The 1,137-nt window shown below is 59.8% G+C and carries 1 protein-coding gene and 1 pseudogene; one reads left to right on the top strand and one right to left on the bottom strand.

The features are described from left to right. A pseudogene (locus tag CQ12_RS45685) lies at nt 1–414 on the top strand (adenylate/guanylate cyclase domain-containing protein); the annotation flags it as partial. Nucleotides 415–566: 152 nt separating this feature from the next. Here CQ12_RS45685 and CQ12_RS15510 read toward each other — a convergent pair. After that, nucleotides 567–1,137 (bottom strand): tetratricopeptide repeat protein (locus CQ12_RS15510; RefSeq protein ID WP_157088242.1); only part of this gene is annotated, 571 nt, incomplete at its 5' end.

Raw genomic sequence — 1,137 nt, forward strand, 5'->3', positions numbered from 1 at the left:
CACGGCGCTATTGGTTGGGCTAAAGCGCTTATGGGTCGCGCTGCCGAGACCGAGGGTCATGTACTCGAAGCTTTACGTCTCTCCCCTCGCGATATGGGTGCCAGCCTGTGGATGCATTTTGTGGGCGCAGCCAAGATGCATCTCGCTGCGGATGCCGAAGCCGTCGGATGGCTACGACGAAGCATTGAGACCAACCACAACTTCCCTCCAGCCCATTTTTCGTTAGCCGCCGCCTTAGGCCTGCTCGGCGCGCTGGACGAGGCGCGAGCGGCTGCGCGAACGGGACTTGCGCTCAACCCGGGCTTTACCATCCGCCGCTTGCGTGCCGCCAAGCCAAGCGACAATCCGACATACCTTGTCGGGCAGGAGCGGTTTTGTGAGGGCATGCGCCTAGCTGGGGTGCCAGATGGGTGATGTCAGAGATGGGTCGAACTGAGACGAACTGAGTGCGCGCAAGTTTTTTCCGCTTTGCCCTCGAACTCGGACATTGCCCGATGAGGTCGGCAGTTCGCATTTGGGCCAGAAGCGGTCATTCGATCATATCGTCTGCACGAGCGAGCGCGGCCTCATTCTGGCAAGCCCGCTTTCCGAAGCCCCTCAGTAGACAGCTTGGGCCTGCCACGAGAACCCACCGATATTGTATAGGGGGGATCGTGCTCCAACACGCGCGCCGCCGCCTCACGCGACTCAGCGTCACGTCCGAGATGGGCGAAGGCGACCGCGAGAAGGCGGTAAGCTCTCGCAGAGCCTCGCGCCGAGGGATTCTGACGAAGGGCTTTCTTCCCTGCGACGATGGCCTCGTCAAAGCGACGAAGCTCGATAAGGGCATACCCCATCCCAACAAGCGCTCGATGCAGCAGCGGGTCTACTGGGCTCACGCGCATGGCCCGTTCAAAGCTCCGCAACGCTTCCTCCCATAGCCCCGCTACAATGTAGACCCAGCCTCTGGCGCTCCATGTCCCAAATGAATTTGGGTTGAGCGTGACCGCCCGGTCAGCCATTTCCATCGCATTTTCTCTATCGCCCACCATGAACGCCGAGACTAAGCAAGCCATCGCCAAGATTTCTGGATCACTATCGTCTTGGCGATATCGAGACCGATTGTCGAAATCGACTGCATAGCTAGCTCCTCCGAAT

Origin of the sequence: Bradyrhizobium jicamae (genome assembly GCF_001440395.1) — a bacterium.
Lineage (GTDB): Bacteria > Pseudomonadota > Alphaproteobacteria > Rhizobiales > Xanthobacteraceae > Bradyrhizobium > Bradyrhizobium jicamae.